The 18,375-nt window shown below is 60.4% G+C and carries 13 protein-coding genes and 1 pseudogene; 8 read left to right on the forward strand and 6 right to left on the reverse strand.

Features of this window, described 5'->3' with window-relative positions; genetic code table 11:
- Positions 1–249 precede the first annotated feature (249 nt).
- The 4 genes from NKI54_RS35185 to NKI54_RS35200 all read left to right on the forward strand — a co-directional run bounded on the left by NKI54_RS35185 (position 250) and on the right by NKI54_RS35200 (position 5,437).
- Positions 250–1,728 (forward strand): hypothetical protein, encoded by a 1,479-nt coding sequence (locus NKI54_RS35185; RefSeq protein WP_352694401.1) that lies wholly within the window; start codon positions 250–252, stop codon positions 1,726–1,728.
- 108 nt (positions 1,729–1,836) lie between these two features.
- The gene (locus tag NKI54_RS35190; RefSeq protein WP_352694403.1) at positions 1,837–2,247 is read left to right on the forward strand and encodes a DUF1036 domain-containing protein; all 411 of its coding nucleotides are present in this window, start codon (positions 1,837–1,839) and stop codon (positions 2,245–2,247) included.
- Positions 2,244–4,577, forward strand: coding sequence for a M23 family metallopeptidase (locus NKI54_RS35195; RefSeq protein ID WP_352694405.1), 2,334 nt, complete (start codon positions 2,244–2,246; stop codon positions 4,575–4,577). Before NKI54_RS35190 ends, NKI54_RS35195 begins: the two co-directional genes overlap by 4 nt.
- 443 nt (positions 4,578–5,020) lie before the next feature.
- Positions 5,021–5,437, forward strand: coding sequence for a peptidoglycan-binding domain-containing protein (locus NKI54_RS35200; RefSeq protein WP_352694407.1), 417 nt, complete (start codon positions 5,021–5,023; stop codon positions 5,435–5,437).
- Positions 5,438–5,691: 254 nt separating this feature from the next.
- Here NKI54_RS35200 and NKI54_RS35205 read toward each other — a convergent pair whose 3' ends face one another.
- Entirely contained in the window at positions 5,692–6,228 is a 537-nt protein-coding gene (locus tag NKI54_RS35205; RefSeq protein ID WP_352694409.1) for an OmpA family protein, read from the reverse strand.
- A 254-nt stretch (positions 6,229–6,482) separates the two neighbouring features.
- On the opposite strand from NKI54_RS35205, the gene NKI54_RS35210 reads away from it, so the two are divergent.
- Positions 6,483–7,007 carry a DUF6931 family protein gene (locus NKI54_RS35210; protein WP_023678616.1) on the forward strand — a complete coding sequence of 175 codons (525 nt, stop codon included), beginning with the start codon at positions 6,483–6,485 and terminating at the stop codon, positions 7,005–7,007.
- Between the two features lie 74 nt (positions 7,008–7,081).
- Here the strand turns inward: NKI54_RS35210 and NKI54_RS35215 are convergent, their stop codons facing one another.
- The 3 genes from NKI54_RS35215 to NKI54_RS35225 all read right to left on the reverse strand — a co-directional run bounded on the left by NKI54_RS35215 (position 7,082) and on the right by NKI54_RS35225 (position 10,988).
- Entirely contained in the window at positions 7,082–8,335 is a 1,254-nt protein-coding gene (locus NKI54_RS35215) for a caspase family protein (RefSeq protein WP_352694411.1), read from the reverse strand.
- An 11-nt stretch (positions 8,336–8,346) separates the two neighbouring features.
- Positions 8,347–9,459 (reverse strand): OmpA family protein, encoded by a 1,113-nt coding sequence (locus tag NKI54_RS35220; protein ID WP_352694413.1) that lies wholly within the window; start codon positions 9,457–9,459, stop codon positions 8,347–8,349.
- Positions 9,460–9,905: 446 nt separating this feature from the next.
- Positions 9,906–10,988, reverse strand: coding sequence for a sensor histidine kinase (locus NKI54_RS35225; RefSeq protein ID WP_352694415.1), 1,083 nt, complete (start codon positions 10,986–10,988; stop codon positions 9,906–9,908).
- Between the two features lie 335 nt (positions 10,989–11,323).
- Between NKI54_RS35225 and eglC the strand changes: the two genes are divergently transcribed.
- The 3 genes from eglC to NKI54_RS35240 all read left to right on the forward strand — a co-directional run bounded on the left by eglC (position 11,324) and on the right by NKI54_RS35240 (position 15,868).
- Positions 11,324–12,715: an endo-1,3-1,4-beta-glycanase EglC gene (eglC, locus tag NKI54_RS35230; RefSeq protein WP_352694417.1), complete on the forward strand. Its 1,392-nt coding sequence runs from the start codon at positions 11,324–11,326 to the stop codon at positions 12,713–12,715.
- Between the two features lie 97 nt (positions 12,716–12,812).
- Positions 12,813–14,558, forward strand: a complete 1,746-nt coding sequence (locus NKI54_RS35235) for a type I secretion system permease/ATPase (RefSeq protein ID WP_352694419.1) — start codon at positions 12,813–12,815, stop codon at positions 14,556–14,558.
- Positions 14,558–15,868, forward strand: coding sequence for an HlyD family type I secretion periplasmic adaptor subunit (locus NKI54_RS35240; RefSeq protein ID WP_352694421.1), 1,311 nt, complete (start codon positions 14,558–14,560; stop codon positions 15,866–15,868). The genes NKI54_RS35235 and NKI54_RS35240 overlap by 1 nt, the downstream gene beginning before the upstream one ends.
- A gap of 763 nt (positions 15,869–16,631) precedes the next feature.
- Here NKI54_RS35240 and NKI54_RS35250 read toward each other — a convergent pair.
- Both NKI54_RS35250 and NKI54_RS35255 read right to left on the reverse strand, forming a co-directional pair.
- The gene (locus tag NKI54_RS35250) at positions 16,632–17,057 is read right to left on the reverse strand and encodes a YidB family protein (protein WP_352453897.1); all 426 of its coding nucleotides are present in this window, start codon (positions 17,055–17,057) and stop codon (positions 16,632–16,634) included.
- A gap of 1,088 nt (positions 17,058–18,145) precedes the next feature.
- A pseudogene (locus tag NKI54_RS35255) lies at positions 18,146–18,375 on the reverse strand (TadE/TadG family type IV pilus assembly protein); the annotation flags it as partial.

Consider the following 18,375-nt stretch of genomic DNA (forward strand, 5'->3'; position numbering starts at 1 on the left):
CCCCCCCCCCCCCCCCCCCCCCCCCCCCCCCCCCCCCCCCCCCCCCCCCCCCCCCCCCCCCCCCCCCCCCCCCCCCCCCCCCCCCCCCCCCCCCCCCCCCCCCGGCCCCCCGCCCCCCCCCCCCCCCGCCCCCCCGGGGGGGGCGGGGCCCCCGGGCCTGGAAAATCCACAAAGACCCGAACCATCGCGATTTCTGCCTTCGCGACGCTGGCTCTCGGCGCGGTTGCTGGCCTCTATGTCAGCGGTTTTATGACGCCTACCACGCCGAGCGCAGGCACGACATCGTTGTCCGCCCCAGAACCATCAGAGCCCGCACCAGAGGCATCAAAGCCGGTCGCGACGGACAATGTGCCGCCAGAGGTAGCTCCGCCCGCGCACCCGCAAACGCAGACCACCGCTTCGCCAACTGAAAATCAGGCAGAGGCGGCTGTGCCTCAAAAGCAGTCGGCAGAGTCGCCCAAGATGCTCCCACAAACCGGGGAAGCCCCGAAGCCATCAGCTAGCGCAGCGCTGCCGCCGGCCGAAAACGTAGCGCCGGCAATTCAGCCCGATACCGCGGCCAACGCCAGCCCGACAACGCTTCCGCCGCCTGACAAGCTCGTTCCAGCCCCAACACCAGCCGAAAAAACGTCATCGCCGCCAGCGCCGCGCACCGACGTCGCCGAGAGCCAAAAGCCGCAGCCGGAAGAGCCCACCAAGATTCCCCTGCAAGCCAGGGAAACACCGAAATCCTCAGCAAGCGCGGCACAGCCGCCGGCCGAAAAAATGTCGCCGGCAGTTCAGCCCGACGCGGCCGGCGGCAGCCCGAAGACGCCTCCCCCGCTTAGCAAGATCGCTCCAATCGCTCCACCAGCCGAAAAAGCTTTAACGCCGCCAGCCCCCCAGCCCGATGTCGCGGTGAGCCAAAAGCCTGAACGACAGGCAAGCCAGCCGGCGGAGGCGAAATCGGCCGCGCCCTTTCCCGAGCCGGCTGCAGGCCACGCAGATGCGATGAGCGCAAAGGGGCAGCAGGCCGACCAGCAAGCCGCCAGACAGCCAGACCAGGCCACGGTCGCCTTGAACGTGCCCAAGCCGGAAGTTCCTCCGGTCATCGACGACGTAGCGCAACGGGTCTCGTGGGTTCGCGACTTCAGCGGCGGTGACTGTTTCTATGCGGCCGTCACGTCGATAACCGACAAGACGGCGGCCATCGAAGGATTTGGAACGGCGGTTCATCCATTCGAACAAATGTTGACTGATTTCCAGGCAAAGTTCCACGTTGAACCGGACATAAGCGTGCGCCTCATCGAGCCGCCCCAGTGCGAAGTCACCAACTTCCTGCGCTTTCTGGGCCAGACTGCAGTCGTCAAGCCGCAGCTGGTTCTCGATCGAACATCGGTGCCGAACGGCACGCCGATCAGCGGCACGCTGGTGACGCATGGCGGGCTCATTTCCAGCGTGCTGTTGATCGACCACAAAGGCATGATGTTCAACCTCGACGACCGTATGGTCGTACAATCGGACAAGGCCACCTTCAGCATCCCGATCGGCCTCGGCGCCGCCGACAGGGCTGCAGGCAAGGCCGTACCGCAGATCATTATGGTGATCACCGGCCCCCAGGACATTCAGGCGGCTGCGTTCTCTACGCCAATGCCGGCCTCGCAACTGTTGCCCAAAATTCTCGAAGAAATCGAGACCAACGGATCTCAGTTCTCGGCCAATGCCAAATATTTCCGGCTCGGCGGGTAGCATGGCCGCCCGATGGAACGCCAGCGCTCGCCTTTGCCCCGCCCGTCTGACGGCCTGCCCGTAAAGCAGAGCGATCGGTTTCGAGCCTTGCTTATCTTGACAGGCCGCATGAGGCTTGCGGTCGTTTCGGGCGCGGCACTCCTGGCCGTGCTCTCATGCAATGAAGCGCGCGCCGAATTCACGGTCTGCAATCAGACACTCGACGTCGTCAACCTCGCCGTCGGCCAGACAATCGACAATGCCGACCAGACCGATGGCTGGTGGACGATCGGCGCAAATCAGTGCGTAAACGTCGTTCTAGACGAACTGACGAACCGCTTCATCTACATCTACGCCACGGACGTTTTTGGCCACGCGATCCTGACCGGGTCGACCGAAATGTGCATCGAGCGTCGACGGTTCTCGATACGCGGCATCGACGAGTGCTGGCAGCGCGGCCATATCGCGGCGCGATTTGTTGAAGTCGATACGCTTGAACAGGTGCGGTGGACGTTTTTCCTGACCGGAAGCAGTCCGTGACGCACGCCATCGACACCAGCTTCAAGGCGAAAAAGCAGGCGCGCGCCGCCCTTCGCCGGCGCGCACTTTGGCGCCGGCTCATTGCAGGCTTGGCCTTGATTTTCCTGTGTTCGATCGCCGTCGGCTTCTACCTCACCGCGGACTATTGGTCATTTGGCGACGAAGACGAGGAGTTGCGCGCGGTAGAAGGAGCCGACGATGTGCCGGCCGATGCATCTGTCTATGTGCCTGCGATTATCGGCCTGGCGGGGGACCCTATGTGGATCACGCTCGCACCCGATAATGGCGCAGCAACGAAAGGCCGCGTGATTCCGCGTCCGGCAGAACTCGACCCGGCAGGGGTTTCGCCACAGATCGAGTTCCTGTTCGACGTCATGCTTAGCGCCAGCGAAAAATTCATGACGACGATACCGTCGACGCAGGAGGATTTTGCATTCTTCCAGGCGCAACGAAAGACCGCCGCCGCGCCCTCCAGCGATCTGCAGAACGATCTTGAGCCATCTCCTGGCGCGGGTGAGCTCGCGCCGGCTTCGGATCAACAGGCCGACACCGATGATCCCGAAGCCGGCTGGGGTGAAACAATCGATGCAGGCGACGCAGCCCTTCCCGCATTCCAGAAGACCCAGATCGAAAACAACACCAGCGTCGCAACTGTCACGAATGAATATCAGCGGTTCGAGGCCACCGAAGACACTTTCGTGAAGATCCTCAACAGTCGCAGTCTGGACAGCGTTGCGCTCGATGCGCATTTCTCCGCCGACGACGCCAGGCTGGCAGGCGAGGCCCTGAAGGCGCTCTTTAGCCGGGGCGGCCTGGAACCGGGTTATGTCGTCGCCCTGCGTGGATACCGACCCAACCGCGAGACGACAACAATGTCCCTCATGCAGGTGTCGATCTACGCCAAGAACGTTTTTGTCGGGACGCTGACGCGTGATGCCGCAGGCGTGTTCGTCTCGGGGGCTGATCCCTGGGTACGCGAAGATTTGTTCAACTACTCGGGTGCGCCGGAAGAAGGCGCACACAAAAGGCAGTATCGTTTGCTCGACGCGATTTACTCGACAGCGGCACGCAACAGCGTTCCGACCGGCGTGATCGGCGAAGCGATCATGTATCTGTCGAGAGGACAGGATCTGGACGCTTTCGCAAGCGAGGACCAGCGTCTTGTACTAATCTATTCGCAGACGCCGCGCGGCAAGGACGAAGGCGCCGGGCGGGTGCTATATGTGGGTGTCCAGGGCACGACAAAAAGTCTCGACTGTTTCGTCTTCCAGCAGGGCGATGGCCAGTTTGCATGCGTGACAGGCGACGATCAGGTCCGCTCGCTGACGGTCACCAACGGCATGGTCACACCGGTCAACGGGGTCTTGACCTCGACCTTCGGGCCGCGCAAGCATCCAATTCTAGGCACCGTTCGCATCCACAAGGGCGTCGATTGGGCGGCGCCGGTCGGCACGCCGATCGCAGCCGCCTTCGATGGCGAAATCAGCTTCCAGGGCGATGGGGGCGGCTATGGCAATCTGGTCAAGATTTCGCACGGAAACGGGCGCGAGACGCGCTACGCTCATATGCAGAAATTCGCAATCGAGGGCGGCGTCGGCACCAAGGTGAAGGCTGGCGATATCATTGGCTATATCGGCACCACCGGTCTTTCGACCGGACCGCATTTGCATTTCGAACTCTATCAGAATGGCGCGGCGATCGACCCACTGGGCACGGTTGCCGCGGTCGCTTCGGATCTTTCCGCCGTGGAAACGCTCACCGACCGTATCGTTCATGTCGAAAGTGGCGGCAGCGCCCGTGCCAAGAACCCAAATTCTTCAGCGACCGGCGCCGGCCAATTCATCACAAAGACCTGGATCCGGATGATGAACACTTACCGCCCCGAACTTGCACGCACACTCTCGACTGCCGACCTGCTCGCCCTGCGATACGACGCCACGATCTCGCGCGAGATGGTTCGCAATCTGGCGCGAGAAGGCGAAGCCTATCTTCGGACGCGCGGCCACCAGATCACAGCCGGCCGGCTCTATCTCTGCCACTTTCTCGGCATGGAGGGCGCGCATCAGGTGCTGTCGGCATCGGGTTCGGCGCAATTGAGCGCCGTGCTCGGGTCAGCCGTCATTCAGGCCAATCCCTTTCTGACGGGCAAGACCGCCAGCTATGTCGCGGACTGGGCCGAAAGAAAGATGGGTCGCAAGCTGAGCCCAGCCACAACCACGGCGGGTCAGCAGACGACGACCACCACGGAGGTCCGGCAGACGTCGCCCGAGTTCGCAAAGTACAAACAGGCGATCACGGCGATGCTGAGCTCTGTTCAGAATGCGCTTTGAACCTGTGCATGGCGCGGCAAATCGTAACCGCTTCGGTGCACGCAGACGACCGGCTTTCCGTCCAACGAGTGCTGTACTTCGACCTCTGCGCACTTTCGAACCGTGGCCAAGTTCACATACGCCACGGCCATTTTCGGGTTGAAGCGACCTGTCGCTGAAAAGACCTAACACGTGCAAAATAGAGTTCGCTGCGACGGCGGAAGGAAAAGCAGGACCCGGCTCCGTGAGCTACAGGGCCTCCTTCGAGGCGGCAAGTTGGAGACGCTCTGGCACACGGTCGGTGGCAAAACCTTGACGGCCTTAAAAGCAGGAGCGCCCGCAAAGCGGGCGCTTGAAACCGGCTGCCGGCGTTTGGTCAGGATGATGTCGCTTGCGACAGCACCTCTTCGAGCAGGGCTGTTGCAATGGCAAGGCTATCAGCAGCCATCTCCTCGCAGTCTGGCATGATCATGAGCTGTGCGGAGGACCAGGCGAATGACAGCTCCGGCTCTGCGGTGCGCACATCGGTCGGCGTTTCGGACGAGGTGCAGCAAACAGCGGGCACCGAATTGACAGAAAGTACGATCTGTCTTGACCGCCAGAGCCGCATCGACCTGCAACTGCGCATCGAGCCGTTGGGCAACGAACTTGGCCGCATTGACGGAAACATAGGTCCGCAGACCCGCCGGGCGATCGGCATCTGGCAAGGCAAGAATCGTCTTCCGCCGACCACGTATCTGACGCGCGAGCAATTGGCATTCCTCGAGGTTCAGACAGATCCGATGATGGAGCCGTGCGTGCCGGATATGCGCCGATCAAGCCCGTGCAACGCAGCCGAAAAAGCAGGTTGCGCAGAGCGTCCGCACCCAGCGGTCGGGTGACGCAGAACCCCGCAAACAACAGCAGGTCGTTCAGAAACGGCGCTTCCGCAAGACCGTGGTGCGGCGGGACGATCCTCCGCCGCCCCAGGATAACGACTTCCTGACCAAGGCGTTGCTCTTCGGCTCCGGTGTGGTGGTGGGCGGCGTGCTCAAGAACTGCCCGGGATCGTTCCAAGCCTATTCGCCTGACTGCCGCTGCGCTTGCCACTCAGTTCCTGACGCACTGCTGCACAGTTTCAGGCGGCATCCGTACGCTACTCGGCCTTTAAACGCATTTCCACGCGGCGGTTGACGGCGTCGTATGGATTGGGGCTACGCGGATGCGCTTCGCCCAACCCGATCGCGTTGATGCGGTCAGCCTCGATGCCACTGGACGTGAGGAAGGACGTCACCGATTGCGCTCGTCGCTGCGACAGCCGCTCATTGTAGTGCGCCGGACCGGAAGCGTCGGTGTAGCCTTCGACGACGAAGTGGAAAGTACTGATCCGGCTGTCCTTCAGGGCCTTGGCATACTCCTCGAGTTCAGCGCGTGCGGTCGCGTCGAGTTCGGCCGAATCCAGCCCGAAATTGATCAGCATGTCGAGACTGGATTTGTCGGCCGGCCCCTCTTTTGCCTTGGTCTTGCTCTTGCACTGCTCCTCCGTGCCGACACAAATCCCCCGAGACTTGCCGAGGTCGGCCGCGCCAGCAAAAAACTTGACGATGTCTTCTGATTTCTGGACAGGGTCGGCGGAAACATGGGTCGAGAAAGCCACGACCGCCAACACCAAGGGTGAACTGGCCCACCGCATAGCGGTTACTCCTGTTGAGCATCCGATATTACCAAGCGTGAATATACCAAATTCCCACGCATTTGTCTGTCAATAAACGCCGAGCCTGGCTGCGTCGGCCGATCTCCCGTCCCCACGAGTTGAGACTTGACCGGCGCCACGCCGGGGGCTTGAGTACGACTGGTCCTCGATGAAGGCGTGGCGTCATGGCCAATGGGCTCCGATTCAAAACGGCACGGGATCTTTTTGTGGCTTGTCCCGCTGTCGCCAGAGACATGAGAGCCCTTCCAACCGAGCAGCGTTCGATCGAGTTTTGCCGCGATCTCCTCGCCGGGCCCATTCCCGAAGAGGCGATCACGTTTTGTGCCTACCTGCTTCCTGATCGGGCTGCGGTCTGGTGGGCCCATGAATGCTTGGGGCATCTGAGCGAGCTGCTCGATAAGACAGATCAAGAGCTGCTCGCGCTTGTTCGCGACTGGGTCAGCGAACCGGACAGTCCCCGCCACCGCGCCGCAGTAAGCGAGGCTGCGGCAACCCCGCCGGCAACGCCGGGCGCCTGGATTGCCTTGGCTGCCGAATGGCGTGACAATGGTTTTGGCGTTGCCGGATCTGTCGTCGGCGCAGCCGCGCCAACGGCCTTGCAGCGACATCCTGCCGCCCATGCAGTCAATGCCGGTGTTCTAGCAGGGCTGGCGCGCGTCGCACTGGCGGACCGCTTTGCCGTTCTCTCCGCCTTTGTTGAAATGGGCCTGCAGTTGGCCGAGATCGAGGCGCAGCGCCAATCGGCTGATGCGTATTAGACCCGAACCATTCCAATAGAGGCAGCTCCATGGTCTTGATTGACCAGGGGTTTTCGAAGCGAAGGGCGCAGATCTCACTTGCAGCCGCCTTGCGCCCATTTGGCCAGCGCCACCTTGAAGCGTGTCCCAAGCGGATGTTGCAGGCGTAGAACGGAGACATCGTTGGCGGCGAAATTTTTCGCCTGTTCGCATAGCCGATCCTCACTCCACTCATGACAGCCGTTGCAGTGCTTGCCCTCCCACACCGCCTTGTCGAGCCCTTCCACGGGAGTGAAGAGTGGTTTGCCTGTGATCAGCTCGGCGATACTCTTGCCGTCGATTGCTGGATCTCCGAAATCGACAGGTTGGTCGAAAAAGATCGGCTCGTCCGAAGCCAGTCTCGGGATTTTCTGACGCAGCACATTGAGCGCAAGCTGGGCATCGTCAGCGCCAGACGGATTTGCGGCGGCGTTGCGCCCATCCGAGCCGTCTTCCGCTTGTTGCGGAGCCGTCGCGTCGCCGACGATCAGCGGCGCGTTGAGATCGACTGTGTGCAAAACGACCTCGGTGGTCAGCGAGACATTGATCCACGGGCGCTGCTTGCCGGCGGTTGCTTTGAAAACATCGGCGGTGACCATGTTCATCGCGTCGGTGATGGAGATGTTCGAAGCCCCGATATGGGCAAGCAACGCGGACGTGAACGGCGAATGTTCGCTCGATCCGTCATAGGCGACCTGATTGGGACTGGTGGAAAAGGCGACCAGCGTACCCGCACCGCCATTCTCGATCGGGATTTCGGCAAGCCCGCTTCTCGCTCCCTTGACGCCGGCGGCCTTTGCCAACACTTCGGCCAGGGGATTGTCGCGACAGGCATCGAGGAAAATCAATCTTATACTGGTCTCGCGCGACATTTGCCGCAAAACGAACTCGACAGGCACCGCCTCGAAATCAAGCGAGGTCTCGTCTTCCAATGCGGCATCGACCGGAAGCAGGTAGTTGCTGCCTGAAACCTGCAAACCGTGGCCGGCGTAAAAGAAAAGGGCAATGTCGGCGCCGCGAACCTGCTTTGCGAACTGCGCAATCGTCGTCTGGGTCTGCAATTTGGTCAGATCGAAACCGGAGACGACTTCAAAGTCCAACTTCGCAAGGCGATCGGCAACAGCCTGCGCGTCGCGGACCGGGTTGGTCAGCGCCGGCGCATGCTGGTACTGGGAGTTGCCAAGGACTAGAGCAACACGGCGTTCCGCATTGGCCGCCGTCAATGTCCATAATAGCGAGAGTGTCACCAGCCCGATCGCGCGCAGGGCACTGCCAAAACAGGCAATCAGATCGAAGCCCCACCGGAACAAGAGGTCCTTCCTCAGTTGACGAGCTTGGTGGCGGAAAACTCGATCCGCCGGTTGAGCGCCTTGTTCTTCGGCGTATCGTTGGTCGCAACGGGCCGCTCCTCGCCATACCCGGTTGCCATGATCTGCGTTCGTGCAATACCCGCGGCAACAATGGCATCGGCAACGGCCTGGGCCCTGCGCTCCGACAGCAGCTTGTTGGTTACAGGCGAACCATCGGAATCGGTGTGGCCGGAAACCTCTACCTTCAGGCGGGGGCACTTGCCGACCACGCTAACCACCTCTGCCAGCAGCGGACGGCTTTGGCTGTCGAGCCGCGCGCTCGCCGACCGAAAGTAGATGGCCCCAGTGCGGGAGAGCACCGCGAACCGGTTGAGGCACTCCTCATCACTGAAATTCGCTTTCGCGGCATCGGTGGCGACGGGCCCGACGTCGGCAGTACTTGCAGCGATCGTCTGCACGGCCGCGGGCTTGCTGCCGCCGCCGGCGTTGAAAACGAAATCGAAAGATACGGAAGCGGTCGGAACAATGTTGGTCACATTGGCGGCCTGCTGTAGTTTGTCGACATTCGGCAGCAGTCCGAAGTCCTCGACATGCACGGCAACAGGCGTCTCCGAAGCGACGGAGACCATGCTGTCGCTGATCATGGTCACGACGACATTGGCCTCGAGATCCTTGTCGACCCCGTGCAGGTTGAGGCGGAATGGCAGCACTGCCTTGACCCTTCGCTTGGTCGCCAGGTCGGCAAATGCGGCAGGGTCAACTTTTGCGGTCAGTTCGGCGGACGGATACTTGAATGTCTCAAAGAAAAGGAACCGCATGCGGACATTGCGAAGGTCGACACCCGTGTCGACAGAGTTGAGGTCGAAGGTGATCTTGGCCTCACCCGTCGAAGAAAGAGTGCCGGCTATGTTCCTGATCTTGTTGGTTTCGACGATCGTGTTCTTCTTGACCGACTGGTAGGTGAGCACGGAGGCCGTCGGGTCGAGTGTCCAATTCGTCTGTGCATTCGCGCTTTCCAGCCCAGGCAATAACAGCACCGATACCGCGACGATCAAGCCAAGGGTGTTTAGGGCTAACCAGCTTCTCGAGCCCGTTTTCCGCCAGTCTCCGACGACTTCGAACATTGAACCCCCACAGGACAACAGCCTTCCGTGTCGCGATCACCACCATGCCGTGCCAAGGAGAGCATAGAACAATTGTCAAGGCTTGGCGAGCATCGGCCAATCGACCGCAATGGTGTAAATTCCGCTCAGGTCCCGGGCTGCGGAAGTGCGGCAAAATGGTGTTGCGCGAACAAGCAGTCTTGTTGGCGAACAATGGAGCTGATTGGAGAATATTCGCTGCGCTACCTGCCGCTGTCTTGAAGCCGGTCACGCTGGACCAGCCAAGCGAGGGAAACGCCCGGCTTACTCCATCCTGCTTCTCCCGCGGAATGCAGCTGGCGGCTCTTCGATTGAAGATTTCGACCATACGAAGCAGGCCGCGAAGCGCGTCCGGGCGTATTTGCAGGCACCTGCTCAAAGCCGCGACATGAGCCAGCCGCTAGCCCTTTATGTTCGACAGCAGTCTTTCAGCTTGCTGCCGCCGACCGTTTGAAAACGATGGTCACCTTCGTCCCTTTGTTGGGGCTGGACTCGACAGCTAACTGCGCCTTGGCGTTCTCGGTCAGCGATCGCGCGATCAGCGCTCCGAGCTTGCCTGGCTTGGGCCACACCTCGCCTTCGGGCAGGCCGATTCCGTCGTCCGCCACTATAACCCGGCAGCCGTCGCCATCGACGATGCTGTGCAGCGTTATCGTGCCGCCGTCGCGCCCCCGGAAGGCATGCTTTAGTGAATTGGTCAGCAATTCGTTCACGACCAGCCCCGCCGGCATGGCGACGTTTATTGACACCGGATATGTATCCACCTTCATATCCAGCCGGATCCCCTCGACTGCATGCGAGCTCATCACCGCGGACGCAATCTGGCTGAGATACACACCAAGATCGACCTCCTCTTTCGGCTCGTCGGCCGTTAGCGTCTGGTAGAGGATCGCCAAAGCGTCGACGCGACCGGCAAGCCGCTCAAACCGTCTCCGGTCGGCCTCGGTCGCGTTGCGGCTTTCCAGCCGGATCAGTGCGGTGATCATCTGTAGGTTGTTCTTCACCCGGTGCTGCAGTTCGCGCAGCAGTGTGTCTTTCTCGCTGACAAGCTCCTCCACCGAGCGCTCATCTCCCGCCTCGCCATGGGCCGATACGTCGACCAGCGCCACCAGCCGGAAGCACATCTTGCCGTTGTCGTCCTCGATCACGTTGGAATAAACGTCCACGATCGTCGGCTTATCTTCGTTGCGTTCCAGCCTGTAGGTGCCGACAAAATCGGTTTCCTCGACCACGGCCTCGGCAAGTGGCCGGTCCTTCTGCTCGTGGAGGCCTTTGCCCAAAAGGGCTGCCCAGTTTCCTCGTGTGAGCATAGCGGCCGTCAGGCCTGACAGTTTCTCGAATTCCGGGTTGGCGTAGACTACGCGCTCCTCAGCGGCCAGGTTCGCAACGGCAATGGCGATCGGCACCTGGTCAAGGAATTTTTTGAACTGTTCGCTTTCCAGTGCCGTTGCAAGCTCAGGTGTATCAAGCAACTGCTCGACCGCCTCGGCCTTTTCTGAATCCGGTGTCATTTGCGCGCCTGTTCCGTGCGGAGAATATCAACAATGCAGCGCGCCCGCCATCGCCAAAGCTGCATTTGACGCACCGCGTCATGCACCTGACAACAAGCTTGCGTCCTGCGCAACGGCCATACGTCTAAGATTGCGACCGGCCGAAGCAGAGCGGCAGGCGCCGGGTGCCACGCCTTGTGCCTTGAAGGGGTGAGGCGGCCCCCGGGCAAGTGGCTCCGCTGAATATTAAACTTTTGGTAACCCTCCAAGCTCGAAGGCTAAATGGTAATGGCTCCTTTTGGTCTCAATAGGTGTTAGGCCCGATATCGAGGCGAGAAAGAGGAGAATGGACCAAAATGGCCAACGTATTGAACGCCAAGGGTGTTCCACTCCCCTACAGCGGATCCTCCGTAAAGTGGTATTCGGCGACGAATTCCGGCCCGACACTTTATGGCAGCATCTACAACGACTCGATGTACGCCGACGGTAGCGTCACCGTCACGATGTACGGCGGCAAGGGCGATGACATCTATTATCTGTATTCATCCAAAAACAAAGCGGTCGAGCTGCCCAACGAGGGTGTCGACACCATATCGACCTGGATGAGTTACAAGCTCCCGGCGAATTTCGAAAACCTGACGGTCACCGGCGACAAACACTATGCTTTCGGAAACGAGCTAAACAACATCGTTGCCGGCGGCTCCGGCCAACAGACGCTCGACGGCTTGCAGGGCGATGACGTTCTCAAGGGCGGATCCGGGGCGGACATTTTCGTCGTGACCCCCGGCAATGGCAGTGACCTGATCCTCGATTTTGGCGTCGACGATACCGTGCGTGTCGGGAGTTACGGCTTCACCTCCTTCGAGGACGTGCACGCCAACATGGTTCAGTCGGGAGCGAACGTCCGACTTAATCTGTCCAATGACGAATTTCTCGTTTTCGCCAACAAGACCGTCGACCAGTTCACCCCAGGCCAGTTCGATCTGGCCCTGGACAGGTCGCATCTGGAACTCACCTTCTCGGACGAGTTCAACACGCTCAACCTGTGGAATGGCTCGAGCGGCACCTGGGACTCGAACTTCTGGTGGGGTGCCGCGAACGGCAGCTCGCTCACGAGCAACAAGGAGCTTCAATGGTATATCGACACCAACTACGCCCCGACGAGTTCGGTCAACCCGTTCAGTGTTCAGGACGGTGTTCTCACGATTACCGCCGCCCAGGCTCCCGCGGCAATCCAGCCCTACATAAACGATTACAAATACACGTCAGGTTTGCTGACGACCTATGAGTCCTTCGCACAAACCTACGGCTATTTCGAAATTCGGGCTGACATGCCCGAAAAGCAAGGTGTATGGCCGGCCTTCTGGCTTCTCCCGGCTGACGGCTCCTGGCCACCGGAACTGGACGTCGTGGAAATGCTCGGTCAGGATCCAAACAAGCTCATTCTGACAAGCCACTCCAACGAGACGGGAACTCATACGACAGTGTCCTCGACGGCCTATGCCGCCGATACCGAAGGGTTCCACACTTACGGAGTGCTTTGGACAGAAGACGAACTCGTCTGGTATTTCGACGACGTCGAAGTTGCTCGTGCCGCAACGCCTTCCGATATGCACGACCCCATGTATATGCTGGTCGATCTGGCGGTTGGTGGCCTGGCGGGAGCGCCCGCCGACGGGCTTGCGACACCTGCGGAAATGCAGATCGACTACATCCACGCGTACGCGCTGAACGATTGGCATATCTAGGCGCAACACCTGACGGTGGCTGCGGTATGGAGACACCGAGCCTGATTGCGGGCACGATCCTTGCGCCGGGGACCGAACTGGAACCGATGTGAAGGCGATGTCGCATTCCCATTCGTCCGAGCCGCCACGAACAACCCTCGCTGCGGTTTTGGCTTCTTTCCGCCGCGCGTTCGCTGGAATTGCCCTGATGAGCGGCGTCGTCAATGTTCTGGCGCTGACCGGCTCGTTCTTCATGCTGCAGGTCTATGATCGGGTCGTACCCGGCCGCAGTGTGCCGACGCTTGTCGGGCTTGCCATATTTGCCGGCATGCTGTTCATTTTCCAAGGCGTTCTTGAGCTTATCCGGTCGCGGTTGCTTGTGCGCATCGGGATGGCTTTGGATGCGCGATTGAGCGGGCAAGTCTATACCGCCCTTATGCGTTTGCCCTTGCGCACCAAGCTCCCAGGCGACGGCCTTCAGTCGTTGCGGGATCTTGACCAGGTGCGTTCGTTTCTGTCGAGCACTGGTCCGACTGCGCTTTTCGACCTGCCCTGGATGCCGCTGTATCTGGCAATATGCTTCCTGTTCCATCTCTGGATCGGCATGACGGCGCTGGCAGGCGCCGTCATTCTCTCTAGCCTGACTGTGCTTGCCGAAGTTCGCACCAGGGAGCCTGCGAAGAGGGCAAACAGCCAGGCGGCAGCGCGCAATACGCTTGCGGAGGCGACGCGTCGCAATGCAGAGGCTCTGCAGGCGATGGGCTTTGGCGCGCGCATGGCCGAGCGCTGGTCAAGCGTCAACGCCGACTTTCTCAACACCAACGCAAGAGCCAGCGATCTGGCTGGGACGCTCGGCACGATCTCGAAGATCCTGCGCATGATGCTGCAGTCGGGTATACTGGCGATCGGCGCCTATCTGGTCATTCATCAAGAAGCGACAGCCGGTATTATGATCGCCAGTTCGATTATGATGAGCCGGGCGCTCGCACCGGTCGAACTGGCTATCGCCCACTGGAAGGGTTTCGTCAGTGCTCGCCAGGCATGGACCCGGCTGAGCCAGCTTTTGGCCCTGCTTCCTGAAACTGCCACGAGTGTCTCGCTGTCTGCACCTGTATCTTCTCTTGCGGTAGAAAGCATCTGCGTCACGCCACCCGGCGAGCGTCGTGTGGTTGTGCAGGATGTCGGGTTCGCGCTAGAAACGGGTGCCGGCCTTGGCATCGTCGGACCGAGCGCGTCTGGAAAATCATCGCTTGTCCGAGCAATAGCCGGGATATGGCTTCCAGCCCGCGGGACCGTCAGGCTGGACGGAGCAACGCTCGACCAGTGGTCGCCGCAAGAGCTGGGCAACCATGTCGGCTATCTGCCGCAGGATGTGCAACTGTTCGATGGCACCATTGCCGAGAACATCGCACGCTTCGAACCTCAAGCCTCTTCGGACAAGATACTGGCGGCTGCGCGCGCGGCCGGCGTTCATGACCTTGTCGTCCATCTGCCGGAAGGCTACGAAACGCGGATCGGCGAGGCCGGATCGGCGCTTTCGGCGGGCCAGCGACAGCGGGTTGCGCTCGCACGGGCCCTTTATGGCGATCCGTTCCTGGTTATCTTGGACGAGCCCAATTCCAACCTCGATCCCGAAGGGGAGGCCGCGCTGGCGGCTGCAATTGAGGGCGTGCGGGCGCGAGGCGGCATTGCTGTCGTCGTCGCCCATCGGCCGAGCGCCCTAGGAAGCCTGGATCAGGTACTCGTGATGGCCAACGGCCGTGTCCAGGCGTTTGGCCCCAAGAATGAGGTCTTGAGCAAGGTAACCCGTTCGGGCGGCGTTCCCCTGAAGGTCGTCTCCGGCCCTGAGGAGGCGACACACTGATGACCCAACACGCGGCATCCGCGATCGACCGGACCATCCGACGCTATCTGTTCGGCGGTGTCGCGGTCTGCATGCTCCTGGTGGGTGGGGCGGGAAGCCTGGCCGCGGTCACGGAGCTTTCCGGAGCCGTCATTGCTTCGGGAAGGCTGGTTGTCGATTCCAGCGTTAAAAAGGTGCAGCATCCAACGGGTGGCGTGGTCGGTCAGATCCTCGTGCGAGAAGGCGATGCCGTGAAGGCGGGCCAGGTTTTGATCCGTCTCGATGAAACCGTGACCCGCGCCGATTTAGCCATCGTCACCAAGGGCCTGGATGAATTCGAGGCTCGTCTGGCCCGCCTCGAAGCCGAGCGCGATGGCACCGACACCATCGCCTTCCCATCTTCGCTGACGTCGCGGCAGGACGATCCTGAGATCCGGCGTGCGATGGCCGGCGAGCTATCCTTGTTCGAATTTCGTCGCCAGGCACGCGCTGGCCAGAAGGCTCAGTTGAGAGAGCGCATTGCTCAGCTCGCCGAAGAAGTCGCCGGCTTGAGCGAGCAAAGGGATGCTAAAAGCCAGGAAATCAAATTGATCGGGCTTGAGCTCGACGGCATGCGCAAGCTCTGGGAACGCAAGCTGGTTTCAATCGATCGCATAACGACACTTGAGCGTGACGCAGTCCGGCTTGAAGGCGAACATGGGAAGCTGACTGCGGCAATCGCGCAATCGAAGGGCCATACATCCGAAATCCGCTTGCAGATCATTCAGATCGGCCAGGATTTGCGCAGCGAGGTGGCAACCGAGCTCCGTGACGTCCAGGCAAAGCTCGCCGAGTTGGTCGAGCAAAAGGTCTCGGCCGAAGATCAGCTCAAGCGTATCGATATACGCAGCCCGCAAACTGGCGTCGTCCATCAGCTTGGCGTGCATACGGTCGGCGGCGTCATATCCGCGGGAGAGCTCATCATGCAGATTGTCCCTGTGACAGACGATCTGACGGTCGAGGCGCGTGTGGCACCGCAAGACATCGATCAGCTGATGCCAAGGCAGAGCGCAACGTTGCGACTTTCGGCCTTCAACCAGCGGATAACGCCAGAGCTGAATGGTGTCGTCAGTGAGATCTCCCCCGATCTCAGCATCGATGAGCGAAACGGCGCGAGCTTCTATACTGTGCGTGTCAGCCTGCCGCGCACAAAGCTTACAAGGCTGAAGGGCCTGACCTTGTCGCCCGGTATGCCTGTCGAGGTGTTCTTCTCGACCGGCAGCCGCACAATGCTGTCTTACCTCGTAAAACCTCTGGCAGATCAAATCCAACGGGCGTTCAGGGAGGATTGAGTTCGCGTGACGGACTCGGCCATAACCCATGCCGTGCTTAGAGCGTGACGATTTTAGGTTGCGGCATACTCGGCCTCGGTGAAGGAGTTGGCGCATTCCTTTGATGTGAGAGTGTCGTGGATTTTCCCGATGCTCGCAGACGGCGTCGGTGTTGCGTGTGGCGGCCGTTCTCAGCAGGTGTTTGGTTTGGCGAGGAGCATCTCGATCGGATCAGGTCTGGCGAGTATTTCGGCAGGAAGAAGAGCTTGGCGCCGGCGTGGCTGACGGCGTGCCGGACGGCCTTGTCGATGAGGACGATGTCGCCCGGCTTGAGGGTCGGCAAGAGCACCTTCTCGACATAGAGCCGGAAGCCATTGATCGGCCCGTCTGTGAGCATGGGGCGGCCCGGTCCACTGCGCCCGCCGACGCGCCAAGTCGGGCCGATCTTGCGCGCCCCGCTGGATGATGACGAACGGCTATCGACATCTTCTTCGTTGTCGCTCCAACCGTCGGCTGGTGGACGCACTGCCGGTGAGAGCCTAAGGTTCCTGGACGGTACGCGCGCACCGGGCAAGCCCGCCCCCGCATCCCCCATGCATCCCCCATGCCCGGTGCAAAGGCGCTCCGATCGGTCCCGCCGTCCTGGCAGTACGGCGGGACTTTTTGCGATAGGCCTTGGAACCCGCGGTGAAGGCCAGCAACTTCCCCCTCACACGATTGCTGCCAGGTCGGTGGCCCCGAAGCCGGCGTCTCCTAGTTTCAGCCTGCTTTGTCGCAGATGGCGCTAAGTACGGCCAGCTCCTGGTACCTCGTCCAAGAGATCTGGACCGTTGCCCGCGGGCATCTGGCCGTCGGGCGTAAGCTTGTCCACCGCGTCGGGCAATTCTCTTGTGAGCCGGTCGAGAAGTTCCTCATGGGACAATCCGGTTTGCTCAGCCAGATCGCTCAATGTTTGCGGGTCGATTGCTTTCTCAACCTGATCGCGCTGAACGGGCCGGTTTGATCCTTTACTTACCCACGAATCGACCTGATCGCCCGCACCCGCATTTCTGAGACGGTCCAGGATGTCGCCGAGGCCGCCAGTGGAGCCAGCGCTAGCGTTGGGATTTGTCGATTTCCTACCAGCGATCAACTCGCCGATCTTGTCCCTATTCTTGTAGGCAAGCAGGCCAAGCAACGCTATGGCGACCTTTCCTATATCAAGGCTCATTTCGCATCTCCTTCTATAAGGAAGAGACAAGGCATGCGGCTTTGAAAGGTTCCATGGTTATGCTGCTGGGCCGATATTCGATTCGGTTTTTAGCCGGACGATTGCGGCTTCTCGGCTCGTTCTGGCTAGCCTTCAGCATCCGTGCCTCCGCAGAGTCAGCTGGCAGCTCGCGTCGTCTCTCCGGAGGCGCGGGCTTTCTACATTCCGTCACCGATTGTGAGCGAGGCTCACTCTCGTCGGACGCTGCGGCCCGCCACATCCGGACGTTCCTCTGCCAACCACCTTGAGTCTCCTCACAGGTTGATGCCAGAGCGGCTGTAAGACCGGCCTCGCGAAGGTTCACTTCCAGATCGGACGCGATCATGCCCATCCTCAGCGACAAGGACCAGCGGCTTTTTCATATTCAGCAGCAGTGCACGTTTGTTGAACAACTGCCAGCCCGATGAGCCGAGTTAGACTTTGTGCGGCGCGGGCAGCTCAATGCTCAACGAACAAGTCGCTTTGCCAATGATTGTTTTCCAAGGGGCCGAACATAAACTTGGCAGGCTTTCAACATGGGAAAAGACATGTCCGCCCGCGAGCGACTGAAGGAGAGGCAGGCCCAAGTCTTAGCCGATGAAACCGGCATTACGCAGGCGCAGGCGCGCGAGCAGATCGATGATCGGCACCGACCATGCATCATTGCTGCGCGAGGCCTGAATACTGAAGAGCCGCGCGAGCCGGAAGTGAGCGGGCGTCGTAGAAATTACGAAGCAGCGAGCGCGTACCGATCAGTCCCAACATCGAGAGCACATAGACCAGGAGCAACGGAACCACGGATGGTTGGCTGTCGAGGGCGGCGTCCTCCTGTTCCTCGCCAAGATTGTGATCTCACCTGGCTTTCGTGACCATTATCGTCCAGCCCATTTTGCCGTCGGTCTCTCTCGAAATCCTTGTCGCCTATCTGCTCGGATCACGAGTCCCCGGGCAGGCGGCTCGGAAGCCAAACAGGACGATTGTGTCGCCATCGTTCTTGTCCATGGCGCCAACAGTGTTTTCCGCTGCATTTATCTTCGAAGTTTCTAATGCAAGATTTTGAATGAGCGTCCTTATGTTCCAATCAACGGAACCGTGACGGTTGTCGCATAATTAATTGGATACCGGTCGAAATACGAGAATTCGATCACGAACGCATATTGGGCGGTCAGATGTGCCATGCGAAAGCCGCCGCTGGGAGCGTCGATTGCTATTGTTACATCGACGTCTTTCAATCCCAAATCCAGTAATTTTTCCGTGGCAATGGCTTGGATCTGGGCCTGCGTCAGCGAGTTCTTCATTT

The organism is Mesorhizobium sp. M0663 (assembly GCF_040320585.1).
Classification (GTDB): Bacteria; Pseudomonadota; Alphaproteobacteria; order Rhizobiales; family Rhizobiaceae; genus Mesorhizobium.